Origin of the sequence: Thermoplasma sp., assembly GCF_008709555.1 — an archaeon.
In the GTDB taxonomy this organism is placed as follows: domain Archaea; phylum Thermoplasmatota; class Thermoplasmata; order Thermoplasmatales; family Thermoplasmataceae; genus Thermoplasma.
Genome location: NZ_VYIJ01000004.1, coordinates 71,367 through 96,021, shown reverse-complemented (window position 1 = coordinate 96,021; position 24,655 = coordinate 71,367). Strand labels below are relative to the sequence as shown.

The 24,655-nt window shown below is 47.2% G+C and carries 34 protein-coding genes and 1 tRNA gene; 28 read left to right on the top strand and 7 right to left on the bottom strand.

The genetic code is table 11. The annotated features are described in order from the left end of the window. On the bottom strand, positions 1 to 232 hold a 232-nt coding region (locus F6Q11_RS07590; RefSeq protein ID WP_394349633.1), incomplete at its 3' end, for a TusE/DsrC/DsvC family sulfur relay protein. Between the two features lie 154 nt (positions 233 to 386). Further along, positions 387 to 1,808, bottom strand: coding sequence for a transposase (locus tag F6Q11_RS02980; RefSeq protein ID WP_297026219.1), 1,422 nt, complete (start codon positions 1,806 to 1,808; stop codon positions 387 to 389). Between the two features lie 359 nt (positions 1,809 to 2,167). On the opposite strand from F6Q11_RS02980, the gene F6Q11_RS02975 reads away from it, so the two are divergent. Continuing rightward, positions 2,168 to 2,848 carry a helix-turn-helix domain-containing protein gene (locus F6Q11_RS02975; RefSeq protein ID WP_297026218.1) on the top strand — a complete coding sequence of 227 codons (681 nt, stop codon included), beginning with the start codon at positions 2,168 to 2,170 and terminating at the stop codon, positions 2,846 to 2,848. A gap of 118 nt (positions 2,849 to 2,966) precedes the next feature. Continuing rightward, positions 2,967 to 3,758, top strand: coding sequence for a bifunctional hydroxymethylpyrimidine kinase/phosphomethylpyrimidine kinase (gene thiD, locus F6Q11_RS02970; RefSeq protein ID WP_297026217.1), 792 nt, complete (start codon positions 2,967 to 2,969; stop codon positions 3,756 to 3,758). 6 nt (positions 3,759 to 3,764) lie between these two features. Here thiD and F6Q11_RS02965 read toward each other — a convergent pair whose 3' ends face one another. Genes F6Q11_RS02965 through F6Q11_RS02955 form a run of 3 tightly spaced genes read right to left on the bottom strand, consistent with a single transcriptional unit; the run spans position 3,765 to position 6,953 of the window. Next, positions 3,765 to 4,511, bottom strand: a complete 747-nt coding sequence (locus tag F6Q11_RS02965) for an ABC transporter ATP-binding protein (RefSeq protein WP_297026222.1) — start codon at positions 4,509 to 4,511, stop codon at positions 3,765 to 3,767. After that, positions 4,508 to 5,401, bottom strand: coding sequence for an ATP-binding cassette domain-containing protein (locus tag F6Q11_RS02960; RefSeq protein ID WP_297026216.1), 894 nt, complete (start codon positions 5,399 to 5,401; stop codon positions 4,508 to 4,510). Before F6Q11_RS02960 ends, F6Q11_RS02965 begins: the two co-directional genes overlap by 4 nt. Beyond that, positions 5,391 to 6,953: an APC family permease gene (locus F6Q11_RS02955; protein ID WP_297026215.1), complete on the bottom strand. Its 1,563-nt coding sequence runs from the start codon at positions 6,951 to 6,953 to the stop codon at positions 5,391 to 5,393. Before F6Q11_RS02955 ends, F6Q11_RS02960 begins: the two co-directional genes overlap by 11 nt. A 109-nt stretch (positions 6,954 to 7,062) precedes the next feature. Here F6Q11_RS02955 and F6Q11_RS02950 point away from each other — a divergent pair, with 109 nt between their 5' ends. The 5 genes from F6Q11_RS02950 (at position 7,063) to F6Q11_RS02930 (ending at position 11,581) form a co-directional block, all read left to right on the top strand. Then, complete coding sequence (locus F6Q11_RS02950; protein WP_297026214.1) at positions 7,063 to 8,109, top strand: AIR synthase family protein; 1,047 nt, start codon at positions 7,063 to 7,065, stop codon at positions 8,107 to 8,109. Continuing rightward, complete coding sequence (thiE, locus tag F6Q11_RS02945; protein WP_297026213.1) at positions 8,106 to 8,741, top strand: thiamine phosphate synthase; 636 nt, start codon at positions 8,106 to 8,108, stop codon at positions 8,739 to 8,741. Before F6Q11_RS02950 ends, thiE begins: the two co-directional genes overlap by 4 nt. A gap of 69 nt (positions 8,742 to 8,810) precedes the next feature. After that, on the top strand, positions 8,811 to 10,442 hold the full coding sequence (gene thsB / locus F6Q11_RS02940) for a thermosome subunit beta (RefSeq protein WP_297026212.1): 1,632 nt from the start codon (positions 8,811 to 8,813) through the stop codon (positions 10,440 to 10,442). A gap of 66 nt (positions 10,443 to 10,508) precedes the next feature. Beyond that, on the top strand, positions 10,509 to 11,447 hold the full coding sequence (gene twy1, locus F6Q11_RS02935) for a 4-demethylwyosine synthase TYW1 (protein ID WP_297026211.1): 939 nt from the start codon (positions 10,509 to 10,511) through the stop codon (positions 11,445 to 11,447). A gap of 61 nt (positions 11,448 to 11,508) precedes the next feature. Next, positions 11,509 to 11,581, top strand: a tRNA-Gln gene (locus F6Q11_RS02930). Between the two features lie 5 nt (positions 11,582 to 11,586). Here F6Q11_RS02930 and F6Q11_RS02925 read toward each other — a convergent pair. Both F6Q11_RS02925 and F6Q11_RS02920 read right to left on the bottom strand, forming a co-directional pair. Then, positions 11,587 to 13,122, bottom strand: coding sequence for a site-2 protease family protein (locus tag F6Q11_RS02925; protein ID WP_297026210.1), 1,536 nt, complete (start codon positions 13,120 to 13,122; stop codon positions 11,587 to 11,589). Positions 13,123 to 13,191: 69 nt separating this feature from the next. Beyond that, positions 13,192 to 14,016, bottom strand: coding sequence for a DedA family protein (locus F6Q11_RS02920; RefSeq protein ID WP_297026209.1), 825 nt, complete (start codon positions 14,014 to 14,016; stop codon positions 13,192 to 13,194). Between the two features lie 183 nt (positions 14,017 to 14,199). On the opposite strand from F6Q11_RS02920, the gene F6Q11_RS02915 reads away from it, so the two are divergent. From F6Q11_RS02915 to F6Q11_RS02815, 21 genes are all read left to right on the top strand, one after another. After that, a complete protein-coding gene (locus F6Q11_RS02915) occupies positions 14,200 to 15,060 on the top strand; it encodes a TIGR01777 family oxidoreductase (RefSeq protein WP_297026208.1) in 861 nt (286 codons plus the stop codon). 278 nt (positions 15,061 to 15,338) lie between these two features. Further along, the gene (gene rpl3p / locus F6Q11_RS02910) at positions 15,339 to 16,334 is read left to right on the top strand and encodes a 50S ribosomal protein L3 (protein WP_297026207.1); all 996 of its coding nucleotides are present in this window, start codon (positions 15,339 to 15,341) and stop codon (positions 16,332 to 16,334) included. Next, positions 16,331 to 17,098: a 50S ribosomal protein L4 gene (gene rpl4p, locus F6Q11_RS02905; protein WP_297026206.1), complete on the top strand. Its 768-nt coding sequence runs from the start codon at positions 16,331 to 16,333 to the stop codon at positions 17,096 to 17,098. The genes rpl3p and rpl4p overlap by 4 nt, the downstream gene beginning before the upstream one ends. Next, positions 17,095 to 17,349: a 50S ribosomal protein L23 gene (locus F6Q11_RS02900; RefSeq protein ID WP_297026205.1), complete on the top strand. Its 255-nt coding sequence runs from the start codon at positions 17,095 to 17,097 to the stop codon at positions 17,347 to 17,349. Before rpl4p ends, F6Q11_RS02900 begins: the two co-directional genes overlap by 4 nt. 8 nt (positions 17,350 to 17,357) lie before the next feature. Further along, positions 17,358 to 18,059: a 50S ribosomal protein L2 gene (locus F6Q11_RS02895; RefSeq protein ID WP_297026204.1), complete on the top strand. Its 702-nt coding sequence runs from the start codon at positions 17,358 to 17,360 to the stop codon at positions 18,057 to 18,059. Further along, positions 18,049 to 18,504 (top strand): 30S ribosomal protein S19, encoded by a 456-nt coding sequence (locus F6Q11_RS02890; protein ID WP_297026203.1) that lies wholly within the window; start codon positions 18,049 to 18,051, stop codon positions 18,502 to 18,504. Before F6Q11_RS02895 ends, F6Q11_RS02890 begins: the two co-directional genes overlap by 11 nt. A gap of 5 nt (positions 18,505 to 18,509) precedes the next feature. Further along, positions 18,510 to 18,956, top strand: coding sequence for a 50S ribosomal protein L22 (locus tag F6Q11_RS02885; protein WP_367119320.1), 447 nt, complete (start codon positions 18,510 to 18,512; stop codon positions 18,954 to 18,956). Then, positions 18,953 to 19,630, top strand: a complete 678-nt coding sequence (locus F6Q11_RS02880) for a 30S ribosomal protein S3 (RefSeq protein WP_297026201.1) — start codon at positions 18,953 to 18,955, stop codon at positions 19,628 to 19,630. The genes F6Q11_RS02885 and F6Q11_RS02880 overlap by 4 nt, the downstream gene beginning before the upstream one ends. Beyond that, positions 19,590 to 19,757: a 50S ribosomal protein L29 gene (gene rpmC / locus F6Q11_RS02875; protein WP_048162046.1), complete on the top strand. Its 168-nt coding sequence runs from the start codon at positions 19,590 to 19,592 to the stop codon at positions 19,755 to 19,757. Before F6Q11_RS02880 ends, rpmC begins: the two co-directional genes overlap by 41 nt. After that, positions 19,758 to 20,057: a translation initiation factor gene (locus F6Q11_RS02870; RefSeq protein ID WP_010901671.1), complete on the top strand. Its 300-nt coding sequence runs from the start codon at positions 19,758 to 19,760 to the stop codon at positions 20,055 to 20,057. 1 nt (position 20,058) lies between these two features. Further along, on the top strand, positions 20,059 to 20,322 hold the full coding sequence (rnp1, locus tag F6Q11_RS02865; protein WP_297026200.1) for a ribonuclease P protein component 1: 264 nt from the start codon (positions 20,059 to 20,061) through the stop codon (positions 20,320 to 20,322). A 4-nt stretch (positions 20,323 to 20,326) separates the two neighbouring features. Then, the gene (locus F6Q11_RS02860; protein ID WP_297026199.1) at positions 20,327 to 20,656 is read left to right on the top strand and encodes a 30S ribosomal protein S17; all 330 of its coding nucleotides are present in this window, start codon (positions 20,327 to 20,329) and stop codon (positions 20,654 to 20,656) included. After that, the gene (locus F6Q11_RS02855) at positions 20,653 to 21,051 is read left to right on the top strand and encodes a 50S ribosomal protein L14 (protein ID WP_010901668.1); all 399 of its coding nucleotides are present in this window, start codon (positions 20,653 to 20,655) and stop codon (positions 21,049 to 21,051) included. Before F6Q11_RS02860 ends, F6Q11_RS02855 begins: the two co-directional genes overlap by 4 nt. A 9-nt stretch (positions 21,052 to 21,060) precedes the next feature. Further along, positions 21,061 to 21,495 (top strand): 50S ribosomal protein L24, encoded by a 435-nt coding sequence (gene rplX / locus F6Q11_RS02850; protein WP_297026198.1) that lies wholly within the window; start codon positions 21,061 to 21,063, stop codon positions 21,493 to 21,495. After that, the gene (locus F6Q11_RS02845) at positions 21,479 to 22,186 is read left to right on the top strand and encodes a 30S ribosomal protein S4e (protein ID WP_297026197.1); all 708 of its coding nucleotides are present in this window, start codon (positions 21,479 to 21,481) and stop codon (positions 22,184 to 22,186) included. Before rplX ends, F6Q11_RS02845 begins: the two co-directional genes overlap by 17 nt. Continuing rightward, positions 22,183 to 22,695 (top strand): 50S ribosomal protein L5, encoded by a 513-nt coding sequence (locus F6Q11_RS02840; RefSeq protein ID WP_367119319.1) that lies wholly within the window; start codon positions 22,183 to 22,185, stop codon positions 22,693 to 22,695. The genes F6Q11_RS02845 and F6Q11_RS02840 overlap by 4 nt, the downstream gene beginning before the upstream one ends. A 4-nt stretch (positions 22,696 to 22,699) precedes the next feature. After that, positions 22,700 to 22,861, top strand: a complete 162-nt coding sequence (locus F6Q11_RS02835) for a 30S ribosomal protein S14 (RefSeq protein WP_010901664.1) — start codon at positions 22,700 to 22,702, stop codon at positions 22,859 to 22,861. 9 nt (positions 22,862 to 22,870) lie between these two features. Continuing rightward, a complete protein-coding gene (locus F6Q11_RS02830; RefSeq protein ID WP_010901663.1) occupies positions 22,871 to 23,260 on the top strand; it encodes a 30S ribosomal protein S8 in 390 nt (129 codons plus the stop codon). Between the two features lie 9 nt (positions 23,261 to 23,269). Then, positions 23,270 to 23,806: a 50S ribosomal protein L6 gene (locus F6Q11_RS02825; protein WP_297026196.1), complete on the top strand. Its 537-nt coding sequence runs from the start codon at positions 23,270 to 23,272 to the stop codon at positions 23,804 to 23,806. Between the two features lies 1 nt (position 23,807). Next, complete coding sequence (locus F6Q11_RS02820; protein ID WP_297026195.1) at positions 23,808 to 24,200, top strand: 50S ribosomal protein L32e; 393 nt, start codon at positions 23,808 to 23,810, stop codon at positions 24,198 to 24,200. Positions 24,201 to 24,205: 5 nt separating this feature from the next. Further along, the gene (locus tag F6Q11_RS02815; protein ID WP_297026194.1) at positions 24,206 to 24,655 is read left to right on the top strand and encodes a 50S ribosomal protein L19e; all 450 of its coding nucleotides are present in this window, start codon (positions 24,206 to 24,208) and stop codon (positions 24,653 to 24,655) included.

Sequence of the window (24,655 nt, the reverse complement as noted above, 5' to 3'; positions counted from 1 at the left end):
TTGCTGGTCCGGTTGGAAACAGCTGATAAATCCTCTTTACATCCATACCAACATTCTTAGCAAGCATTCTTACTGGAGGGCACGTTTGATTCTTCACGAAGAAGTCATGCAGGTAGTTTATCACTCTCCAGTGCTCATCGGTGAGTTTTGGTATTCCTTCCTCTTCAGCCAGAGCTTCAGCAAATTCCTTGCACCAATGCGTTGGATCAACTATAAATCCGTCATCATCCAGTTCTATCCATTCACTGAAATCCGTAATATTTTGGTCATTTTATCACAATATGCTATAATTCGACAATAAAAAACAATTGTCATTCATCCATTAGCAAAAATACTTAAATAATAAAAAATCAATAGCCTATTCCTTTACCTAAACTCCCCTTAATTTAACCCATATGTATAATGTCCTTGAAGAGTCCGGCAATCCTTTCAACCTTTTTTGGGACTGCTGCAAAGTATTCAGTGCCATTCTTCTCAACTATTCTCTCCATCTTTGAAAGCTCGAAGATTATCTCATTCACAGACATCTTTCCCAGCAAATTGTACTCCTTTAAAACCTTCAGTATGCGGAATCTTATCCTAAGTGCGAGGAATACTATGAAGAAGAATCCCTTCACCTTCTCATTGTCCCTCAGATAAGTTTTGTCAGATTCAAGGTCACCCTTCATGGTATCGAATACCTGCTCAACCTCCTCCCTTGACTTGTACTGCTCATATATCTCTGATGGATTCCTATCAAGGTCTGATATTATTGCAAAGACACCGAGGCTTTCCTTCCTGTCCTCAAAGTACTCCATATCCTTCATGGATGATGCAACATCCCTGAGTATGGTTGATTCCTCCTCTGCCCTCATCATGGGATCCTGGAATATGTAGATATATCCATACCTGGAGGATTTCCTTGTGGACTGTACAGGTCTTCCGTTGTACATGAATGCTGAATCGAATTTCACCTTGTATGGCACAAGTGTGGAGTTTCTCCTCAATGGCACTATGTAATGCATTTTCATCCTTCTGAATTCCCTGATTATGGATTCAGAGAATAATCCACGGTCCATGATGAATCCCATATTGTCATCATGGAACCTCTCTATGAAATAACCCAGGGATTTTATATCCTTTATGGATCCGTAGAACACATCAACTGCAACAGGGAGCCATGAATTCACAGAGAATGCAATTATCACAGTCACCTGATTGTCGTATTCATGGTCAGGATTGTATCCCTTCTCTGCAAGCCTCAGATTCCTCGAGTATGACACTATTGATGTCATATCGTAGAATAGAAAACCGCCTGGCTCCATCAATTTCCTGAACAGTTCATAGAGATCAGGGAAGTGATTTCCCACATATCCCAGTATTCTTGATAATTCGTCCGGGTCAAGGTCAGGCTTCAGTGTCCTGGATATATACAGCTTCTGGTACCTGGATGAAACTATTCTGAGAGGCATTGGATCAATGGCCTTCACTATTGCCATTGCAATGATCTGGTCCCTGTATGGATGCTTCTCCATGATGCTGTACATATCCTGTGCAAGATTCCATGCAAGCTGTGAATTGCCGTATTCATATACCCTGGTGGAGGAGAATATGCTCTTTGGCTTCTTCTCCCTGTATATTCCATTATCATCTATTTTCCCCATTAGAACAGTCTTCTTCACAGGCTTCTTTTTTACCTTGTCCCATACACCCCTTGCAGCATAGATGTAATAGTTTCCACCTATTACCTTTAATTCAATCTTCTTTCCCTTCTCGTTCTTCATCCTCATGTATGTCTCTTTGACAGGATCAGGTGCATTATCAATCATAGTCATATGTGTTATAGTATGTGTTAATACTGTATACATGTTTCCACTGGAAATGGCTTGAATAAATGGTCTCTATAATATTTATAGATTGAAGTGAGGAATAAAAATATACAGCATAATGCTGTGTAATACTGGCTCAGACGATGAAAAAATATGTGTTAATTTAGGGGGAGTTTAGGTCCTTTAATCATATAACGAAAACTATCAATTTAGAAATCATATTTCAAATATAAAGTCTAATTATAAAAATTCAGATAGATAATTAAAAATATATTGACGTAGATCAACACAACTTATTATTCGCTTATCGCCGAATGATTGTTCGGCAATTCTATATACTACCTGGCGTTTGCAGGATCATGGATATAGAGCTCAGGGAGAAGATAGCTGGCGAAATAACCCTATCAGATTCTCCGGCAGAGACGATAAGAAAATGGCGTGAAGAATTCAAGATATCCCAGCACGAACTCTCAAATTTCCTGCACCAGTCCCCATCCGTTATAAGTGATTACGAGACTGGTAGAAGGAAATTCCCGAGTATAGCCTCTGTGAGGAAGATCGTTGATGCCCTCATCACAATAGATGAGAGGAGAGGCGGTTACATAATAAAGAAATACAAGAGCGGAGTTCCATCGGAAGCTCTCATAGACATAAAGGACTATGACCGTGACGTTCCGCTGGAGAAGGCCATAAAGGCCATAAATGGAACAAACGTTTCCCACGTACCGATAGACAGGGACATAAGAGGATACACCATAGTGGACGGCGTGAAGGCCATCCTTGCGTTTTCATATTATGAATACAGCAGGCTGTATGGATGGTCCTCCGAGCGGGCCATTTTCTTCACGGATGTGAAGTTTGGCAGGAGCCCAATGATAGCAATACGGGTGCATCCTCTGAAGCCTGCGGCCGTCGTCTACATACAGCCGGACAACGTGGATGATCTGGCTATAAAACTCGCCGATATTGAGAACATACCACTCCTGGTCACAAATATGAGCCCTGAAGCCGTAGCGCATGTTATGGGTCAATTGAGGTGATCTGCGAGGCAAGGCTCCAATCGATGTGGATAATCATGCCCGATCTCCATCGCATAAAATTATGAAATGAACGGTATATCTATGAAATATTTTTACGGCATGGCGTACTTATCATTTTATGGTTCCCCACGCTTTAACGGTGGCCGGATCAGATAGCGGCGGTGGTGCCGGTATACAGGCAGATCTGAAAACGTTCAACGCGCTCTCGGTCTTCGGCATGTCGGTGATAGTTGCCCTTACTGCACAGAATTCATATGAAGTATCTGGCATATTCCCAGTACCTCCAGATTTCGTCAGGCTTCAGTTTGAAACTGTAGCCATGGATATCAAAGTGGATGGATCAAAAACCGGGATGCTCTTCTCTTCAGAGATAATTGACGTTGTGGCTGAGGAATTCACGGAATTCAGCGTTCCGGTTATAGTTGTCGATCCGGTTATGGTCTCCAAAAGCAACGCGAGACTCCTAAAAGAGGATGCCATAGACGCCCTTAAGAGAAAGCTTCTCACTATTTCAACGCTTGTGACGCCAAACATACCTGAAGCCGAGATACTTTCCGGTATCAGGATAAAGGATGTAGCGGACATGCATACCGCTGCTGAACGCATCCATGAGGAAACGGGTTCGCATGTTCTTGTAAAGGGAGGCCATCTGGCATCTTCACCCATCGATGTGTTCTATGATGGCAGGACGAGTCAGGAGTATCCCGGTATTAGGATAGATACAAAAAACACGCATGGAACTGGAGATACCCTATCCTCAGCGATAGTTTCTTACATGATAAGAGGGCATAGTGAGATCGAATCTATTCGCCTTGCCAAGGAATACGTTGAGGGAGCGATTAAGAAATCATTTCCCACGGGTAGAGGCTACGGTTCGCTGTGCCACTGGTGGCAGTATGGCACTGCATGATACACGTCAGCGCAGTTGAGATGATAGTTTTCCGGCGGCATCGATCATCCTTCTCACGTACTCTGTTTTTGGATCGCCAAATACCGACATAACATTTCCCTCCTCGACGACTGCCCCGTGGTCAAATGCAATGACCTGATCACAGAGATAGGCAATCCTGTCAAGATTGTGGTCAATGTATATGACTGTGCTTTTTTCCAGATATTTCTTGATTATGGAGAACAGCACGAGTGTGTTCGCAGGATCTATCATCGAAAACGGTTCATCCAGGATGACTACTTCAGGTATCTGTGAAGCCACGATGGAAAAGGCAAGCCTCTGGCGCTGGCCTCCGGAAAGTTGATCGATGTAAATGTCGCCGTATTTTTCCACCGGCAGGCCAACCATATCAAGAATCCTGTCCACGAGTCCAGGATCAGGGGAAATGCGCGATACGGTTTTCTCATACCAGATCACCGTATTCACGGGGTTTAGGAATCTGTATGTATCCTGGAAAACATTTCTAACGCGGATTTGAGACTGCTTGACATCGTGTCCTGCGTAAAGTACTCTTCCGGCGTCTGGTCTGTCGAAACCTGCTAAGATATTAGCAAGGCTTGTCTTACCCGATCCAGAAAGGCCGATTAATCCATACCTTGTCTCGGAAAGGAAGTCATAAGAGAAATCGGTTATTATCGTCCTTTTTCTCCATCTCGCAATCGATATCTTCTCTAGGTATACCTTATACAGGTGTTCCGCTGAAAGCATTATCACCGCCAAAGGACACACCTTACATCAGTGTTACCGTACCTCAGCATGGATATCGGTGATCTGCATTCCTCCCGGGCATACTGGCAGTAATCGAGATACGGGCATCCTGGTTCACTGCATTCCGATATAAATCGGTATGACAAAAGATCTCTTGTAGCCAGGGAAGGACGCATCCTCATCATCATCTGTGTATACGGGTGGAGAGGATTTCCCGTCAGGTTCTGTTTTGTCGAGCTTTCGACGAATGTACCACATAACATAATATAGATGAAATCCGATACGTAAGTTATAACGTCGGGTGAGGTTCCAGATATTAGGAAAGAAGTATCGTTATCATTTGCAAACCGTCTTATCAACTCAAGAAGTTCAAGGGTTTCTACTGCATCCAGAGACGTTGTGGGTTCATCCATAATTATAAGACTGGGTCGCAGCATGAGAGCTGCGACAACCACGGCGATATGTCGCTCACCCTGGCTAAGGAATTGCGGCTTCCTTCGCAGCATATCGGCGTCCCTACCTATCCTTTCCATAATGTCTTTCAGCAGATCCCGATCGAAGTCCATATTTCTGCTATGCAATATTTTCCTTAATTGATCGTTTACACTGTAAATGCTGTCCATTGAATCCGGTGCAGACTGGGGAACGTATACTACATTTGGTCTCCTCCTGCCTATGGCGTCTACATAATAATCCCCATTCCAGTTCATGTGCCCGTTTCCACGCTGCAGGCCGCTGTAGAGAACTTTAAGAAGCGTGGTTTTACCGCAGCCAGTAATCCCCAGTATTCCGACGACCTGTCCCCTATCGATATGTATGTCTATGTTTTTAATGGAAAAATTACTGTATGAAAAACTCAGATCATTCACATCCAGCAATGTGCCTCTATTTTCCATCCATTTCCTCTTCAGTTATTAGATTTACGCGTCTTCCGGCATTTCTGACCACGTCTGGATGTCTTCTTGAAAGCCACATTATGTATGCTGCCATGAACACTATATAGACGGCTACTGTGGCCACGGCCTGCGTTATCGGAAACACAGGAGGCACTATGGATTCATATAGTACGAAGATAAAGACGCCCGTAGCAACTGCTGGAAGCACGTAATGTTCGATCGGGTGGGTTATTCTATGGAGGCCATAGTGTCTTTCCCTGAGCCTTCTGAAGAGGGTCATAACGCTTGTGTTCAGCATGAGATGCACGGATATCAGGCCTACAAGAGCCATCGTGGAGAGAAGGTCGAATGAATTCTCAAGTATGTTGTCTATGTTCTGAAGGTTGTGCCCGGTGATCAGGTATATCGGGCCAAAGCCCATGGCCAGCTCCACCAGGAATGGTACGAGTAGGCTCATGAATACGGATATTCCTGCGATGAACATCAGCGATACGTATGGTGTTCCGAACCTCTTGCTTACCCTTGCAAAGATGGATGGTATCACTCGATCGCGTGCCATTGAGAAGTACACCCTTCCTGCATTTGCCTGCATGGCGACAGCGTCAGAGAAGGCTGAATTGAATGCGGTAAGAGAGAGCAGAAGTCCTCCAGCTATACCAGCGTAAAGCGTTGCAACTATGACACCAGGGATTTCAGCGGTTGCGAAAGAGGACATATCGTTCACGCCCCATCCAACTGTGAGCGCGTATGCAACCTCGGTGAGAACCGCACCCACGATAAGCAGGCCAAGCACAAGAGATCTTGTGATGGAACTCTTCACTCTGACCTCCTCCCCGAGAGGCGCGGATCCGCCATATCCGATGAAACTTGTTAGTCCAAATATCATCCCTAGACCAAGCCCTGCGAATGGGCCTCCATATGGTCTGAACTGAGCATCGTAGGATGGCCAGGCAAATGGGTCAAAGACCTTCAGCGTGTTGTCTGGTGCATGCATTATTATGATTATACCCAGTATCGCGAGAAAGGCGATCTCATAAGCTGCTGCGTACCTGACATACTTCATCTGCGGCCTTATGCCGGCTATGGCAAGAACTATGGGTGCAACGATGAATACGGATACGAATGGAAGCCATACCCACACTGGAAGTGTTATATGAAAGAAGTATTGTACGATACCCGGCAGAAGTATACCGGCAACATATACCGGTATGGCTGCAGTGCTGACGCCCTGATATAGCACATAAAGAAGACCTGAAAGTATGGCGCTCCTAGATCCAAGCGCTGTTGAAATGTAACCATAATAGCCCCCAGCGCTCGCATGGTGCTTCGAAAGGTGGTATAATGTGTTTACCTCAAGGTACATGGTCAGAGTGGCTATCAGAAATGCCAATGGAGTGAGCACGAAAGCAAACATGGCTGCGGAGGTCATGAATGCCACGGTATCACATGCGGGAGCCATTGCCGAGATCTCCTCTGCGATCGCCCCCCATGTGCTCACGTCTCCATGCAACCTCACCGGTGTGTCCTGTTTCAGGTCTTCGATACCGTTCATCTTGCCAGTTATGCGAGTATATTATTTAGTATTTACTGAATGCTAAGAAGATTAGCATATTGCTAATGATCACGGGCAACGGTTTTATTCCGTTCTGTTATATACCATCATGCAGCAGCCCGGAAAGCTAGACCGTGATTTCTTCACATCCAGGATACTGTCAAGGACAGGCAAAAAGCATGGAGAGGATATAGTGCCCCCGGCGAATGGGGTCGACGTGGGTATCATAAGGATAGGTGATGGCCGTGTGATGTCTGTCACAACAGATCCATTCTATTTCGATCCGGTATTCGGCTATGAGGATTCAGCGTGGTTTGCATACCATATACTCGCCTCTGATCTGCTGACCTCCGGTGCGGATCCGGATTATATGACTGTTGATCTTAATCTGCCCCTGTCGATGACCGATGAGGAGATCTCCAGGATGTGGGAAGCCTTCACGGAAGAGGCCTCAAGGTTCGGTACATCCATAATAACGGGACATACGGCAAGGTATGCTGGTACTTCTTTTCCGATGATAGGTGGGATAACCGCAATGGGCTTCATAGGCGAGGATGAATACGTGACAAGCTCAATGGCACGCCCTGGAGACGCTGTGATACTGACCAAGACACCTGCCATAGAAGCCGCAGCTCTGTTAACAAGGCTATTCCCAACCACCATAAAGGAAAGACTTGGCGATGATGCCTATGCTTACGGTATAGCTTTGTTCAGAAAGCTCACTACGGTGTATGAAAGCATCGCATGCAGGAAATTCGGTCTAAGAAGCAGGGTCACTGCCATGCATGACGTCACAGAAGGGGGCCTCTTGGGTGCACTGTTTGAGATGGCCGACTCCTCAGGCAACGGTATAAGAATATACGAAGACAGTATCCATGTAGACGACTATGTGCAGAAGGTCTGTTCTATATTCAGTATAGATCCATTGAGGGCAATCAGCGAGGGGGCGCTTCTTATAACTGTCCGGCCGGATTATGCAAACGATCTCGTATCTGCCCTGAAAGTGGAGGGAATAGATGCGCACGTGATTGGAGAGATGACTGCAGATCCCGGGGAAAGGATAATGATAGGCAAGGAGAAAAGGGTCATAGGGCCTCCAGAGAAGGATCCATTCTGGGCAGCCGTGGAATTTGGTATGAGGGAGGGCTGGCGATGATCCATGATCGAAAGAAACTCCGAGGTCTGTATCTCGTTACAGAAGACTATAGGGGTAACAATTTTTTCGATATAATAGAGGAGGCCTTGGCTGGCGGCGTGGATATACTGCAGTACAGAGACAAGACCAATGGCCGTGATGTTAGAATCGAGGTGGCCCGAAAGATCAAGAGGATATGCAGTAGGTACGATATACCGTTCTTCATAGATGATGATGTGATCCTGGCGATGGAGATCGGATCGGATGGCGTTCACATCGGAAAGGACGATATGCCGCTTCCGGAAGCCAGGAAGATTTTTCAAGGGCTCATAGGCTACTCCACCTATGGGGACAGGGAGATGGCTGTGTTCGCCGAGAAGAATGGCGCGGACTACGTTGCCTTTGGCCCATTCTTCCATACTGACACAAAGAAGGATGCGGGAGTATATAATATAAAGGTTCTTGAAAACATACACAGCCATGTCAGCATACCGGTTTTCGTCATAGGTGGCATAAACCAGTCAAACGTGCGGGCGTTCTCTGGATACGGTATAGACGGGATAGCGGTTGTATCTGCGATATTTTCGGCCAAGGATCCGGAAAAAGCCGCAAGAGAACTCAAGCATGAGCTTCAGACCTATGTGCTTTCATGATGACCATCAGTCTTCTACGACAATTAGAAATACTTATATAGAAGTTTATTTTTACTCCATTGGATAGCCATGATAGCTGGACAACCTATATTCATTCTTAAAGAAGGAACAAAGAGGGAGAGTGGAAAGGACGCAATGAAGGAGAACATTGAGGCTGCAATTGCAATTTCAAATTCCGTGAGGTCGAGCCTTGGCCCAAGGGGCATGGACAAGATGCTCGTGGACTCGCTCGGCGACATAGTCATAACAAACGACGGTGTGACTATACTGAAGGAGATGGATGTTGAACACCCAGCCGCGAAGATGATGGTTGAGGTCTCAAAGACACAGGATTCTTTCGTTGGAGACGGAACAACCACCGCAGTTATAATCGCCGGCGGTCTGCTCCAGCAGGCTCAGGGCCTTATAAACCAGAACGTGCATCCGACCGTGATATCCGAAGGATACAGGATGGCGTCAGAGGAGGCAAAGAGGGTAATAGACGAGACATCCACGAAGATAGGCAAGGATGAGAAAGCCCTGCTCCTGAAGATGGCCCAGACCTCGCTGAACAGCAAGAGCGCTTCCGTTGCCAAGGACAAGCTGGCAGAGATCTCGTACGAGGCGGTCAAATCCGTTGCAGAGCTCAGAGACGGCAAATACTATGTTGATTTCGACAACATACAGGTTGTCAAGAAACAGGGCGGCGCAATAGACGACACGCAGCTCATAAACGGTATCATAGTCGACAAGGAGAAGGTACACCCCGGAATGCCCGATGTGGTCAAGGACGCAAAGATAGCGCTGCTGGATGCTCCGCTCGAGATAAAGAAGCCTGAATTCGATACGAACCTCAGGATCGAGGATCCATCGATGATACAGAAGTTCCTCGCCCAAGAGGAGAACATGCTCCGGGAGATGGTTGACAAGATCAAATCAGTGGGCGCGAATGTGGTCATAACCCAGAAGGGTATAGATGACATGGCACAGCACTACCTTTCCAGAGCCGGAATATATGCAGTTCGCAGGGTAAAGAAGAGCGACATGGACAAGCTCGCAAAGGCGACCGGTGCATCCATCGTATCAACAATAGACGAGATATCATCCTCCGATCTGGGGACAGCAGAAAGAGTTGAGCAGGTCAAGGTTGGCGAGGACTACATGACATTCGTCACTGGCTGCAAGAACCCCAAGGCCGTCAGCATACTCGTCAGGGGAGAGACCGAGCACGTGGTAGACGAGATGGAGAGATCAATAACCGACTCCCTGCATGTTGTGGCGAGCGCACTTGAGGACGGTGCATACGCAGCTGGAGGCGGTGCTACTGCCGCGGAGATAGCGTTCAGGCTGAGGTCATATGCACAGAAGATCGGCGGCAGGCAGCAGCTTGCCATTGAGAAATTCGCCGATGCCATAGAGGAGATCCCAAGGGCACTGGCAGAGAACGCCGGTCTCGATCCGATAGACATACTGCTGAAGCTCAGGGCCGAGCACGCCAAGGGAAACAAGACCTACGGAATAAACGTCTTCACCGGCGAGATCGAGGACATGGTTAAGAACGGCGTGATCGAACCCATAAGGGTTGGCAAGCAGGCCATAGAATCAGCAACGGAGGCCGCAATAATGATACTGCGCATAGATGACGTCATAGCCACAAAATCCAGCGGATCCTCCAGCAACCCACCCAAGAGCGGGAGCAACAGTGAGTCCTCCGAGGACTGAAAATTAAATAATTTTTAAAAATTATTTTTACGAACTGGTTAAATATGAGTTTCCGATCCTTCTTTCGTGCAGAACATTTATGCTGATATCTATCGTAAGGAGCATTATGGTCTTGTGGGAAAACATTCTGCGGTAAAGGTCTGCCACTGGACAAAGGATGAACTGTTGGGCGGGCCAGGCTGCTATAAGAACACGTTCTATGGTATAAAATCGCATCAGTGCATACAGATGACGCCAGCGCTTAATGCTTGTACAGAAAACTGTGCTTTCTGCTGGCGTTTTCAGGGCTTCGACTCAATGCACATATCGGATGAAGACGATCCTGAATTCATATTAGAGGAGAGCATAAGGCAACACCTCAAACTCATAACTGGATTCAAGGGAAACCCAAAGGTTTCCAAAGAGATATGGGAAGAGGCCACACATCCAAAGCACATGGCCATCTCACTGACGGGTGAGCCGACTCTTTACACGAGGCTGGGCGAGCTCATTGCTGCCGCCAAGAAGCGCGGTATAAGCACTTTTCTTGTCACGAATGGCACGCTCCCCTCCGTCCTGGAAAAGCTTGATCCGCTGCCCACTCAGTTATACGTAACAGTGGCAGCGCCAAATAAGAAGATCTTCAACGAATTGCTGAACCCGTCCATTGGTAATGGTTGGGAGAACCTTATGAGGACGCTTGAGCTTCTTCCTAGCCTTGACACCAGGACAGTGATAAGGCATACGCTAGTACATGGTGTGAACATGCCATATCTGGACGAATATGAAGCGCTAGACAGAAAGGCCGATCCGGACTTCATAGAATCTAAGGGATACGTACATGTCGGATCATCGATGACGAAGCTGCAGGCATCAAACATGCCGTCTCACACCGAGATACTTGAGTTCTCACACCAGCTGGCTGACAGGATGGGCTACTATTTCGTGGCTGACAGGGTGGAGAGCAGGGTTGCAATGATCGCAAAGGATCCGTCCAAGGCAAAGATCGATTTCAACAGCATATGAATTAGATGCATCTGAGTTTCGATGAAAAGATTATTAAAGAAAAATGAAATTCACCACCCGCAGCCCTGTGGTGTAGTGGCCAAGCATTATGGGCTCTGGACCCATCGACGGCAGTTCGAATCTGCCCAGGGCTATATTCTCATATTATTCTAGGTACGATAAGTTCCCACATTATCAAGAAGAACACCAGAAAGCTCATGAAGTACATGATCTGGTTTACCACCTTCTCGTTGGAAAGCGACTTGAACTTTCTTCCAGCTATTGTTAGCGTATCTTTGAAGAACTGACCACCATCGAAGAAGGCGAAAGGAAGAGCATTTGTTATGCCGAGGAGTATGTTTATCCAAAAGAACCAGTAGAATGTGTTCAGCATCCCCCAGAACACCAGGGGGCTGAATGGAACGGAGAACATGCCTGCCATTGCCACCGGAACAGGGTTTAGGCCATAAAATGGAAGGCCTATTGCCTCTATGAAGCCTTCCACGGGATTCGAGTAGAACGATCTCAGAAAGATAAGATCCCTGAGCTCATTTACGGGGTAGCCGGTAATGCCCATATATGAGATCGATATTCCGATGAAGCTGTAATCCTTGTATGAGGGGCTGTTTGCGCTGGGATCGTACTGTGAGTAATACCTATAAGCGGAAGTCGTCGTTAAGTTGTATGTCACGATCCTGTGCGAGGGCATGACCATAACGCTCATGGATATGCTGCTTCCTGGCGGTATTGCATCAAGGACATCTGTCAGTATGGTCTGATTAACTATGGTGGTGTTGTCTATGGAGATCACTATTGAGTTTGGCGGAACACTGACGTTTGCGGCAGGGTATCCGGGAAGCGTCGATACGATCACAATTCCAGCTAAGGCCTCAACATGCTTCACGTTCTTCCCGTTGAACAAGGTAACACTGACATTTGATGCAGGGGCTACATCAGAATTTATAAGTGCGTTTGTCACGTTATTTCCAGTGTAATTGCCTATGGCAATTATCTCATTACCTGGCGATAAAGAGGGGTTAACCTCCAGATCCGAACTCTGCACATAGATGCCCTGATGTATTGGAACTGCGCTGGAAAACATGACGGTTGAGATAAGGATGGCCAGAATGACGCCTATTATTATGTTTATTCCAGGGCCGGCTGCAAAAATCCTTCTTCTGACAACAGGATCGGCATTCATCATCTCTGATTCGTTTGGCTCCACGAAGGCACCTACCGGTACTATAAAGAACAGGATACCGACAGAGTCAACCTTCAACCCATGCCTCTTGGCTGTAACGCCATGCATCAATTCGTGAACAACCACTGAAACCACGAGTGCCACTATGCCATATCCTATCGGTATCACCGGATTAATGCCGGGAAGGCCGAGGAATTCAGTGACAGGAGGGGCCTGGCTTGGTTTTATGAACGATGCCAGATAGGCACTGTATCCAAGACTTATCAGTGCAACCATTCCGGCAATTATAACTATGATCACGGATACCCTGGAAAAGGATTTTGCTGGAAATTTCTTTGATATTCCCTCTATGACGCCCCTATTTTTCACGAACTTTAACATTATGGCGGGCCCGAACAGTGAGAAATGTTTTGATCTCTTGATGTAAGGCGATAGCAGATAAACGGCTGCTATCCATGATATGAGGAGAATAACGAAAAGATAGATACCATTCATTCTTATCCATATTGAATCAAGAGTTATAACATTTCTCCAAATACTGATATGTGACATTGGGAAATACAATCAATCTCCGCTGTTCCTTAATCTGTGCGATATTATCGTATGCGCCTTGTTGATCAGATATCCCGTAAGGTACAGAAGCGCCATGACGCCCAGTATTGCTATTGCAATCCTGTGATCATAGTCGAAGGACGGCGTCAAAACGAATATGCCTGAATATCCTACATAGATGAGAAGCCCAAACCGTATGGCAAAACCAGCAAAGTTAGAAAGGAAGAACCATGGCGCATTCATTTTCAGGGTACCGGCAGCCACCGATGTCACGTTCTTGAAATAAGGTATGAACGTGGCCACAAATATTGAAAACGGACCGTGATCCCTTATCCACCTGTCTGCCACCTCGAGGTCATTCTCCGTTATCTTGAAATACGATAGTGCCTTCAAAAGTATGGCCCGACCAGCCAGCCTGCCACCTGCATACTCTATACCCATCTCAAAAAGCATAGACATTACGGAGACAAAGAACGTGGCAAATATGTTGAACTCCCCTATCGAGGCCAGATAACCATAGAAGGGGATTATGAGATAATCCGGAAGCGGCGCAAACGCGACCACGAAGAACATACCCTCATATCCGGTCAGGGAGAATGGGGCCAATATCCTTCTCTCGTAGGAGTAATAGGATGATACGTTCAGGTAATGCAGATAGGCATTGGTAAGTGCAACGACTGCCGCAAAAAGTATGAGTATTGAAAATATGAAGCCATAATAGGCGTACTTTCCAAGGTTCTGGTCTCCGGTGGGATTCACCTTGAGCAATAGCGTTCTGGCGCTGACTAAAACCCTGTCCCTGATCATGTTCCTTCTTGTTCTCTCCGTTGAACTCATCGTGGTCTCTCTGTGAAGCTATCTAAGTCTTGCCCGTTATTAATTCTTTGCCTGAACTCGTCACAATCATCAAAAAGCGCCATATCAAGCGACCGGCATAGTGGTATCGAATAAATATCTGATGTATAAAAAGGATTTTCAGAGCTAGGAAAGTATTTAATATCTGTATACCTTGAATGCCCAATGGACATCGTAATATCCGGCGGTACAGGTTTAATAGGGAAAGCGATAACTGGAATACACAGCAACACATACTACGTTGTAACGCGTGGTTCATCCAGAGAGGATGGAAACGTAAATCTTGTGAACTGGAACGATCTTGAGAAGATAAAACACTGCGATGTCGTGATAAACCTGGCCGGATACAATATAGGATCGAAACGCTGGAACCATAAGATCAAGGAAGAGATAATAAAAAGCCGGATAGAAAGTACCAGGAGGATGGTTGAATATATCGTGGCATTGGAAAGCAAACCTGAGGTCTTTCTATCTGGATCTGCCATAGGTTATTATGGATACGGTGAAGACACGACATTCAATGAGAATTCACCACCCGGTACAGGTTTTCTTGCAGAACTTGCCAACGCTTGGGAGGACGAAGCACTGAAGGCATCAAGATATACAAGAACGGTCATCTTGAGAACATCCAATGTGCTGAGCGGCAATGGAGGATTTCTTTCTCGCATAATGAATACACGCAGCAGAAGGGTCTATTACTTTGGCAAGGGCGTTCAGCCTGTATCCTGGATACATATACAGGATTATGTCAGCGCGGTCATGTTCCTGATAGAAAACAGAAGCATTACAGGGCCGGTGAACATGGCCTCGCCATCACCGGTTTCGTTCGCTGATCTTTCACATGCTCTGGCGAGAGAAAGAGGCTACAGGGAGATGAGGATTCCAGAATTCGTTGGGCGAATGTTGCTTGGAAGTGAGATGTACAGGGAACTCATGAGCGGCCAGAGGGTTATACCAAAGAGGCTGATGGATTCAGGATTTACCTTCAGATACCCGGATCTGGAGTCTGCCGTGAAAAATCTATGACCACGTGCGCGGCTCTTATCGATCATATAGTGAAAAATACTATGGAATCTGTATCGAATCCGTTTTCATTTTTCATGATCTCCTTGGTCGAAATCAAGAAATATTAATAACCATGTTTGCATTAGGGCAGTAAGTGCTCGATAGAGCTGTCTTTACGGCGCTGTAAAGAGCGCCATAAAGCCATACACGTTTGGGCAACTCCTGCGAGAGTCCCAGAGTGGTCGATCTATGGTTTTAGATCGGCGTACAACGTGTAACGGTATAAGGTGGTGAATTAGATGGCGACGCCTCATCATTCGAGAAGGGGGTCAATGGCATATTACCCCAGAGTAAGAGCGAAGAGCATAGATCCAAAGATTCGTAGCTGGCCAGAGATAAAGGGTGAGGTCAAGGTACAGGGATTCGCTGGATTCAAGGTTGGAATGACGCATGTCGAGATGATAGATTACAGGAAGAAGAGCGTCACAGCGGGTCAACCTATACTTGTACCGGTGACCGTGGTGGAGGTTCCACCTCTGGATGTCGTGGGATATCGTCTGTACGACGAGGACGCTGAGGGAAACCTTGTTGTGGTATTCGAGGCCTGGGCAAAGGATCTGGATAAAGAGATATTCAGGAAGATACCTGAAATAAAGAAGAATACTGAGAGAGATCCACCAGAATCATACGCAGATGTCAGGATCATAGTCGCAACCAGGAACAAGGATGTATCCGGCATACCATCCAAGAAGCCTGAGCTTTTCGAGCTCAGAATCGGTGGAGGCAATTCCCTCAAGGAAAGGCTGGATTACGCAAGAAACCATCTTGGAAAGCAGATAATGTTCAGCGAGTTTTCAAAGGCTGGAAAATTCGTTGATGTGGTATCGATCACAAAGGGAAAGGGATTCACCGGCCATGTAAAGAGATTCGGTGTTAAACTGCTCCCGAGAAAGAACAGGAAGCACAGGAGAATGATCGGTACCCTTGGGCCCTGGCATCCTGACTGGGTCAGGAACACCGTTCCACAGGCAGGTCAGATGGGATATCAGCAGAGAACAATCAGCAATGTAAGAGTTATAAAATACGGCAAGAAGGAAGAGGTAGATTCGATAAATGTGCGCGGGGGCTTCTTGCATTATGGTCTGGTGAAGAACGATTACGTGCTGCTCTTCGGTTCAATACCCGGGCCCGCCAAGAGACTGATCAAGATGAGAGATCCGGCCAGACAGAAGGTACCGGACATAGAAGATGTGAAGCTGGAGTACATATCATTGGAATCAAAGCAGGGTGATTGAATACGAAAGTACCAATTTATTCAGTTTCAGGTGAAATGAAGGGAGAGATAGACCTTCCAGAGGTTTTCGATACGGATGTAAGGGAAGACCTTATAAGACGTGCATTCAGGGCGATTTCATTGTCGATGAGACAGCCCTATGGATCGTCTCCGCTTGCCGGTATGAGGCGCGTTGGGCATACCACTAGGCCTGGTCTCGGCATCTCGAGGATGCCAAGGATAGCGGGCGGATCCAGAGTTGTGGGCATAGCCAGTGCTGTTGGAGGTAAGAGTGCGCATTCTCCAAGGACAACCAAGAATCTCTACGTGAAGATAAACGACAGGGAGAGGAAAATAGCCAAGTACTCTGCGATAGCTCTGACAGCCTCAGTTGAAGCTGTAAAAAGAAGGGGACACAGGTTCAAGGAAGATCTAAAACTTCCGATAGTTGTGGAGGATGGTGTAGAGGGTATAAGCAAAACAAAGGATGCCATAGCCCTCTTGAAGAACCTAGGAGTCTACGATGACGTCGAGAGGTCAAGGGAAGGAAAGCATATAAGGGCAGGCCGTGGCAAGATGAGAGGAAGAAGATATAAACAGCCAAAGAGCCTGCTCATAGTGGCCAGGAACTCATCAGCACTAAGGGCATTCAGGTCCCTGCCAGGAGTGGATGTGGCTTCTCCAAATTCCCTAAGCATAAGGAAGCTCGCTCCTGGTGGCGTTGGCGGCAGACTGACCATATTCACGGAGGGCGCAATAGAATCACTCAAGGAGGTGGGTCAATGAAGGGAGATATAATCATATCCCCGCTGTCAACCGAAAAAACCGCTCTGATGGCGGAGAAGGAAAACAAGCTAACGCTCATCGTCAGAAGAGACGCAGATAAAGATATGATCAGGAAAGAGGTAGAGGAGAAATTTGGTGTGAAGGTCGAGGGTATAAATATCATGATAACCAAGAAAGGAAAGAAGGCGATAGTTAAGCTAGCCAAGGAATTCTCAGCTGAAGAGCTAGCTGAGCGTATTGGTGTATTCTGAGGTGTATTATGGGTAAGCATATAATTCCGCAGAGGAGAGGCCATGGAAGCCTGGTTTACAGAAGCCCAAGCCACAGGCATCTTGCAGATGTTAAGCATGTGGATCAGGGCACATACGTTATAAAGGATATAATCCACGCACCGGGAAGAAATGCCCCGCTTCTTGAGCTTATGGGCAGCGACGGAAAGAAGGCATATCAGATAGCGTTTACTGGCGCGTTTGTCGGTCAGAACATAGTGGCAGGAAATGTAGATAGCGTATCACCCGGTACCACAACAGTCCTTGCCAACATCCCAGACGGAAGCTACGTCTACAATATCGAGAGCAGTCCCGGGGATGGAGGTGAATTCTGCAGAAGCGCTGGCACATTTGCGCTGGTTGTTTCACATGGATCGCGCGTAACTCTAAAGCTTCCTTCGGGAAGGATGAGAGATTTCGATCCCAGATGCAGGGCAACTGTTGGTGTGGTGGCTGCATCAGGGCTCAAGGACCCACCTATACTTAAGGCAGGTACCCATGTTCACTATCTGAGGAGCAAGGCGAAGCGCCCATACACCGTAAGGGGCGTTGCCATGAATGCTGTCAACCATCCGCACGGAGGCGGAAACCATCAGCATGTTGGTAGGCCAAGCACCGTTGGAAGAAACGCACCGCCAGGAAGGAAGGTTGGAAGGCTTTCACCAAAGAGGAGGAGAGTAAATGGTCGTTAATAAGCAGGGTTCTGTAAAGTCTATAAAGAGAAAGGCCAGGAAATCAAGGAAGGTAGTCAGCGGCAGGGCAAAGGAGTTCACCTACAAGGGGTACTCGCTTGAAGACCTCCAGAAGATGAGTCTTGAGGATCTCATAAAGATCCTGCCGGCCAGGGCCAGGAGAACCCTCACAAGGGAGCCAAACTATGAGCAGAAGAAACTCATGGAGAAGCTCGAGGGCGACGAGGAGGACGTTAAGACCCATGTCAGGGACGTCATAATACTTCCAAACTATGTGGGTAAGATAGTGGAAGTTTACAACGGAAATAGCTACTTCAAGTTCGAGATCAAGCCAGAGATGATAGGGCACTACCTTGGCGAATTCGTCATGACAAGAAAGGAGGTAAAGCACTCCGGTCCAGGCGTTGGCGCAACTCGTTCATCCAAGTTCATGCCACTGAAGTGATCGATATGAAAGGATACTCAATGGAAATCGAAGGAAATCATGCGAAGGCCAGAATAAGGGAAGCGGAGATCTCCCTTAAGGATTCGGTCAACATAGCCCACCATCTCAGGGGTATGCCCCTTTCAAGGGCAAAGGAGGTCATAGATGGCGTTATAAACAAGACGTACGCCATACCATATTTCAGGTATCTTGACTCAGTATCGCACAGGCCTGGTGTAGGGCCAGGGAGATATCCAGTAAAGGCTGCAAAAGCCTTCAAACAGCTTCTGGAAAACGTTGAAAACAACGCCGAGTTCAAGGGGCTCAATACCGATAACCTCGTGATAAAACACATAGCCGCAAACAAGGGCAGGATGATCAAGAAATATACGCCGAAGGCTTATGGGAGAGCTGGTGCAAACTTCAAGGATCTGATAAACCTTGAAGTCATAGTGACGGAGGGATCCGAATGAAGGAGAGAAAGTTCATCAACGAAGCTGTCAAAAGGCTGCTAGTTTACGAATACGTTGTCAAGGAGACCGAGAACGCTGGCTTTGGAAACATGGTCATGAAGAGGACGCCGTTCGGTACCAACATAACGCTGTACGTTAACAGACCCGGTCTGGTGATCGGAAGACGCGGCAGCAAGGTACAGCAGATGACAGAGACCCTGGAGAAGAGGTATGGCATAGAGACTCCGCAGATCGAGGTCAAAGATGTCAAGGATCCGGATCTGAACCCATCCGTGATAGCAAAGAAGATCGCTCTTTCACTGGAAAAGGGCTGGTCATACAGGAAGGCAGGAAACACATCGCTGAACAGGACAATACAGGCAGGAGCCAAAGGGGTACTCATAAAGATATCAGGTAAGATATCTGGAGAGCGTGCGAGGTATCAGAAATTCATATACGGCAACGTGAAGTATTCTGGCGAACCTGGAAGCAAGGGGATGATAACCGGGTTCTCCACGGCAAAATTGAAGGTTGGCATACTCGGAGTGACGGTCAAGATACTCAATCCAGAGTACAAGCTTCCGGACGTGTTCAGCATAGAGAATGTAACTGGAGGTGAAGAAGTTGGAACTGAGAGCAAAGCAGATCAGACAGATGTCGAAGGAAGAGAGACAGGAGACGCTGAAGAATCTTAAGGAGAGCCTTCTGCATGAGAGGGCCCTTATATCAATGGGAGGATCTTCTCCCAGTCCTGGCAAGGTTCGCGGTATAAGGCGACAGATAGCCAGGTTGCTGACAGTTGAGAGGGAGGAAAAAAGGTAAATGAAGGATAAAAATTTCACCGGCATGCCCAAGGAACTACAGCCTTGGGAAGGATTCGGAAGGGAAACGCAGGCTGTGAAGATAATGGTCGACAAGAGGAGATACGGAAAGTTCGTCACGATCATAGAGGGCATAGATCCGAAGACAGAGGACATAGAGAAGATCGCGAAGGAACTGAAGAAGAAGGTTGCCTCTGGCGGTACCGTGAAGGAGGGGAGGATAATTGAACTCCAGGGGGACCATCGCCAGGAGGTCAAGAAGTACCTCGAGGATATGGGATTCAAAGCGAGTGTCGAATGAAATGATCTATCTTGATGAGTTCACAGGCATGGAGATCACGATCGTGGACAGTCCAAACCGTTCAGAGGTAGGAAGAACTGGCCTGGTTTCCTTTGAAACGAAGAATATGCTGGAGATAGATACCGGTAGAAAGAGAATAAGGATCGCAAAACATCTCAGGAAATTCAGGATTAACGGTCAGTTTGTTGATGGTGATCTGATAAACATGCGGCCTGAAGACAGGCTGAGGGAATATCGCAGGATTTTGAGGGATCTGAGGAGGTAAGAAGATGTATACACGTAATATTGGACTTGACGTTAAGATGCCAGAGAGCGAGTGCAACGACCCGCACTGCCCGTACCATGGAAAGCTGTCCGTAAGGGGACAGGTGCTTGTGGGCAAGGTCGTGTCTGCAAACATGACGAAGAGTGCCGTCGTTGCGAGGGAGTACCAGCAGTACATACCTAAATATGAAAGAAAGGCTACAAAGATAAAGAAATATCACGTTCATGTTCCTGACTGCATAAAGATCAAGCCTGGCGACACAGTCAGGTTTGCCGAATGCAGAAAGCTGGCCAAGACGATTTCTTTCGTGATCGTTGAGAAGGTGAATCAATGAAGGGGATAGCTGGTAGGCAGACGAGAGGATTGCCGCTTGGAGCCAACATAACCTGTGCAGATAACACGGGTGCCAGATCGATAAGCCTCATAGATGTCAAGGCATGGCACGGAAAGGCTAGAAGGATACCGGCAGCTGGCGTAGGTGATATGTTCATGGCCAGTGTCAAAAAGGGAACGCCGGAGATGAGGTCCAAGGTTGTTTATGCTGTGGTCATAAGGCAGAAGCGCCCGTATCGCAGACCAGATGGTACGATGGTGCAGTTCGAGGACAATGCCGCAGTTCTAGTAACGCCTGATGGCGAGGTCCGTGGATCTGAGATCAAAGGGCCAGTGGCGAGGGAAGCCGCCGAGAGGTGGCCGAGGATAGCCGCCATAGCCTCAATCATAGTTTAAGGTGATCATATGTATAGAAAAATGGAAGTATCTCTCAGCAAGGATCTAAGAAAGAAGTATGGTATAAGGTCATTCCCAGTGATAAAGGGAGACGTTGTCAAGGTCATAAGCGGATCCAAGAAGGGAGAAGGAGGTAAGGTGGCTGAGGTTGATCATGCCTCAGGGCTCGTTGTGGTTGAGGGTATAACGATCGCCAAAGCAGATGGAAAGCAGAAGGGCTTCGGCATTCAGCCGGAGAAACTCCAGATCACACATCTCGATCTCTCCCGCGGAGACAGGTTCGACAAGATAAAAACACTGGCTGCCAGGAAGAATATCGTGGTTGAGAAGCCAGAACCAGAGCCTGAACCCAAGCAGGAGGAGAAGGCCGAAACGCAGAAGGAGCAGGAAGCGCCTGTAGCAGAGGAAAAATCAGAGGTAGAGGAAGATGATAAACAGAACTAAGAGGCTGATGGTATCAAGGCAGGTGAAGATCCCGAGGAAGACCTTCTTCTGGGGGCCTACACCAAACCCAGGCATGCATCCCAAGGATCAGTCGGTGACGCTTCTTTCGATCATCAGGGACTATCTTGGACTTTCGGACAAGGAACGTGAGGCTGCCAGGATACTTGCGAATGGACTTGTGAAGGTTGATGGCAGGATAGTCAGGCAGAAGAAGTTCGCCGCGGGATTCATGGACGTGATAGAGATCAACGGTGAGTTTTACAGGGTTGTTTACAACGATCAGGGCGCTCTGGTACTGATGAAGGAGGATAAGGAGAGGGCAGCGATGAAACTGCTAAAGGTCAGATCCAAGGTTATGGCGCCTGGAAACAAGATACAGCTTGGAACACATGATGGCAGAACGTTCATAACCGATGATAAGAGCATAAAGGTCGGAGACGTCCTCGTCGTGTCCATACCGGATATGAAGATAAGCGAGATAATAAAGATGCAGCCCGGAAACAAAGCCTACATCACTGCCGGATCGCATGTGAACCAGACAGGCACCATAAGCAAGATAGAGGTGAAGGAGGGATCATCAGCTAACCTGGTTCATTTCCAGGAGGGCTTCTCTACCATAAAGGACCACGTCTTCATGGTTGGAAGTTCAAAGTTCTCCTTCGCACTTAATCCAGAGGAGGTGATCCCGTGAACCCCATGGAAGAGGTCATGATAGATAAAGTAGTCGTGAACATAGGCGTTGGGCAGGCCGGGGACAGGCTGACGAAGGCTGCCAAGGTGTTGGAGATGCTCACAGGCCACAAGGCAACGAACACGCTGGCCAAGAAGAGTGTCCGAGACTTCAACATAAGGAAGCGCTTACCCATAGGTGTGAAGGTCACGCTGAGAAAGAAGGATGCCATAGAATTCCTGCATAAGGCGTTCTACGTGAAGGACTACAAGATAACAGACTATTCGTTCGACAAGCACGGTAATGCATACTTTGGTATATCGGATTATACAGATTTCAAGGGCATGAAGTACGACCCTGATATAGGTATATTCGGAATGGATGTAGCCATAGTGTTCAGAAGACGTGGTGGATACAGAATAGAGAGGAGAAGAATAGGTGCAAAGACCATTCCGAACAGCATCAGAGTCAAGAAAGAAGAAGCGCAGGATTTCCTGCAGAAGAACTTCAAGGTTACTGTTGTGAGGTGAGATGTTGTCGCAGGTTAAACTCAAACCAAAGAAGAAATACGGGCACATTGATGGTTGCGTTAGATGTGGAAGGAAGAGAGGTATTGTGAGAAGGTATGGCCTGCACCTGTGCAGACAGTGCTTCAGAGAAACTGCCAGGCAGCTAGGATTTGAGAAGTACAGCTGAGGTGTCCTGATGAAGAACGATACACTGAATGATGTCATAAATTCAATAAAGAACGCTTCGAGGTTAGGAAAGAGGGAGATAATAGCTGAACCTGCAGCTAAATTGATCGGAAAGGTACTCAAGGTCATGCAGGACTACAACTACATAAAGAGCTTCGAAGTCATAGACGAGAGCAGGGGCGGAAAGTTCAAGATAGTACTGAACACAACAATAAATAACTGCGGTGTCATTAAGCCAAGGTTCCCAGTTAAGAATGAGAATCTTGAGAAATATGAGGCCAGATACCTACCCGCCGAGGACTTTGGTATACTCATACTCACCACAACGAAGGGTGTTATGAGCAACATAGAAGCCAGGAAACTTGGCATCGGGGGTAAACTTCTGGCCTATGTGTATTGAGGTGTCGAGATGATAAATTGGAAGGAAGCTAGATCCATAAAGATTCCTGAGGGATTCAAGGTATCAGTGTCCGGAACCACCGTGACGATGTCCTATGGGGGAAAGACCATATCAAAGAACTTCGCAAACAACTACGTAAAGATAGTTCAGGATGGCAGCACAATAAAGATCAATGCCAGCAAGGACAACTCAATGGTGAGGGGAATAGTTGGAACATGGGCTTCTGAGATAAACAACATGATCAAGGGGCTGAAGGATGGCTTCCAATATGAAATGAAGATTGATTACAGCCATTTCCCAATGAGAGTTTCTGTCAAAGGAAAGACGGTGGTTATCGAGAACTTCTTCGGGGAGAGATCTCCGAGGACCGCTGAGATCGTTGGAGACACAACAGTCACCGTGAAGGGTGATCGTGTTTACATATCGGGCATATCAAAGAAGGATGTCGGTGAGACCGCTGCCAATATAGAGCGTTCGACAATAATCAAGGGATTCGATCCAAGGGTCTTTCAGGACGGAATATACCTGATTTCAAAGGGTGAATGAGATGAACAGATTGCTTGATGAAAATCAGCGCAGGTTGCTCAAGATCAAGAACATCATGGCGAGGAAGAGGGTGGAATTCCACCGCCAGGAGTGGTTCAGGTACAAGAAGCTGGGCGACGCTTGGCGAAAGCCCAGGGGAAAGCATTCAAAGCTGAGAGAGCATCTTGCCAGGAGACCACCAGTGGTGGATGCCGGTTTCAGGTCGCCAGCGGCTGTGAGAGGCATGCATCCATCGGGATACTATGAGGTGCTTGTACACAACGTCAAGGAACTTGAGGCAGTGGATCCAAGGTATCAGGCAGTGAGGATCGCATCCAGCGTAGGTTCTCGGAAGAGGCAGGAGATAGTGAAGAGATCCGAGGAGCTGAAACTGAAGGTGCTCAACGGAAGGTGAAAACGATGAGATCGGAGAGTGTTAAGAGGATCGTTGCAGATATCAAAGGCGTTGGTGCATCCAGAGTCTACATTGATACGAACAAGATAGATCGTGTGATGGAGGCCGCAACCAGGCAGGACGTTATCGCCCTGATGAAGCAGGACGTGATAAGGATAAAGCAGAAGAAGGGCATATCCAACGGAAGACTCAAGAAGAGGATAAAGCAGCTCTCTAAGGACAGGAGAAGAGGCCCTGGTTCCATAAGAGGAACGAGATATGCTAGATACCCGCGCAAGGAACGCTGGATAGACACAATTAGGGCACTAAGAGATGAGCTAAGGACATTGAAGAGCGAGGGCAAGATAACCAAGGAGACATACAGGAAGTACTACAGGTTCATCAAAAGCGGTTCCATAAGGTCGAGAGCACAGCTCCTATCCCATCTGAAGAGTGCAGGTTTGGTGGGTGAGTGA